General features: G+C 57.4%; 2 protein-coding genes. One reads left to right on the top strand and one right to left on the bottom strand.

What is annotated here, in order from left to right:
- The coding region (locus AC2FND_RS20180; protein ID WP_496771480.1) for a glycosyltransferase family 39 protein at nucleotides 1-1,150 on the top strand (1,150 nt) is incomplete at its 5' end.
- A gap of 35 nt (nucleotides 1,151-1,185) precedes the next feature.
- Here AC2FND_RS20180 and AC2FND_RS20175 read toward each other — a convergent pair.
- Nucleotides 1,186-1,799, bottom strand: a 614-nt coding sequence (locus AC2FND_RS20175) for a hypothetical protein (RefSeq protein WP_496771479.1), incomplete at its 5' end; no start/stop codon positions are given.

The raw sequence follows: 1,799 nt of genomic DNA, 5'->3' as shown, positions 1-1,799 counted from the left end.
TTGGCTGGCCCATGACATTGTCCGCCGGTCTATCAGCCGGGAACGCGCGGATATGGTCGCGTTGCTTATGGCAACCTCACCCTGGGTGCTGGCTGTTGGGGCCACGCTGATGAACCACGCGCTTATGCTGGTGACGATCTTACTGGCCTGGTGGTGTTTGATCCGGGCCGGAGAGGGGTCTGCCCGCCGGGCGGTATTCCTGGCATTTGCCGCCGGGTTGGCCTTGGGATGGGGATTTGTCACCCGACCGTTGGACGGGTTGATCGTGGGTGGTCTGACAGGCCTGTGGGTGCTTCGCCGACTGCCTGCCGGGATCGGGCAAGTGCTTGCCTGTGGTGTCGGCGGCATCCTGTTCGGGTCTGTCGTTTTTCTGGTCAATCACGCGATCACGGGCGATCCGTTGTTGACCGCACAAGCCGACTATCTCAGCCGCCTGTGGCCGGACACGCAAAACGCATTTGGATTTGGTGAGAATGTGGGCCCGCCCGCCCAGAGCTGGGGGGCGCTGGATATCTGGATCGGTCACAGTCCCGCCGAAGCCGTGTTGAACCTGGTCAACGCGATTGCCTCGCTTAACCTCGAACTTCTGGGCTGGACATTCGGGTCGCTGGTTCCGCTCTGGATCGTCTTTATCTGGCGCAAAAAGCTGACCGGGTTTGACCGTGCGATGCTGGTGATCTTTGCTGCCCTCGTGGCTGTTCTGTTCTTCTATTGGTTTACAGGCACCTTCTACCTCGGACCGCGCTATTGGCACACGGCATTGCTGCCTATCCTGGTTTTGTCTGCGGCTGGGATCGAGGCGATCAATGACCGGTTGCCCGAGCAGTATCGCGGCCGCCTGCACTGTGTTGTTCTGCTGCTCTGCGCCATTTCGGTTGTCAGTTTCACATCCTGGCGCGGTGTTTCGAAATATGGCGGATATGGCGGGTATAGCGATGACATCAGGCGACAGGTTGAAGCCGCTGATCTGGGCAATGCGTTGATTTTTGTCTCGACAAAAGGAGACATCGGGTCTGCGCTTTATCTCAACGATCCGTTCCTGCCGCCGGACAAGCCAATTTTCCTCAATGATCTGGGGCCGGATCAGAACGCCGCCATTATCGCGGCCTTCCCCGGACGCGAGGTTGTTTACCTGAGCGACGCAGACTGACACGCCCCGGGTCAGTCGGGTTTTCCCGAGCGCAATTACTCAGCAGCGTGCTGGTTTTCGGCGGCCACAAAGTTGCGTCTGAAGTCATTGGCAAACATCGTCCGCGTAAAGCGTCCCAGCCCCGAAGCATGTTCACCAAAGGTGTCGATCCGGGACAGCAGGGTCGTTTTTATGCGTGGATCGACCTGTGTCTGGAAATTGCGCGGCGCGTCGAACTGATGATCGGTCAGAGTACCCTCATACCCCGAGTTCCGCCAGGCTTCGACATCAAAAGATGAACTCCAGACCGGCTCGTTCTCCAGGCTCTGAGAGAAGGGCACATGCAGCATCACGGCGCTGTAATAGTTGATGATCGTATCAAGCATCGCATGCGCTTCGTGATCACCTTCATCCAGTAGATCCGAAATGGCCCGTTTTAGGAAAACAAGCGCTTCATCCAGCACGATGAACCGGCCAATCATGGAATACTTGCTGAGCAGATTACCCCCCAGTTCACCGCTGATCAGGTCATCGTAATTGTCCTGCGCCCAAGCCACGCAATCGGCACGGGTTTCAAACAGCTCAGCCTGGTTCTCTTCCAGATAACCAGCCACTGCATTGCGGAACGGCTCCGGTGCCTGATCCAGAATCTTTTGCATATGCTTGATGA

The sequence above is a fragment of the Ruegeria sp. BHSB056 genome (genome assembly GCF_059613305.1).
This window is presented reverse-complemented; position numbering and strand designations above follow the sequence as displayed.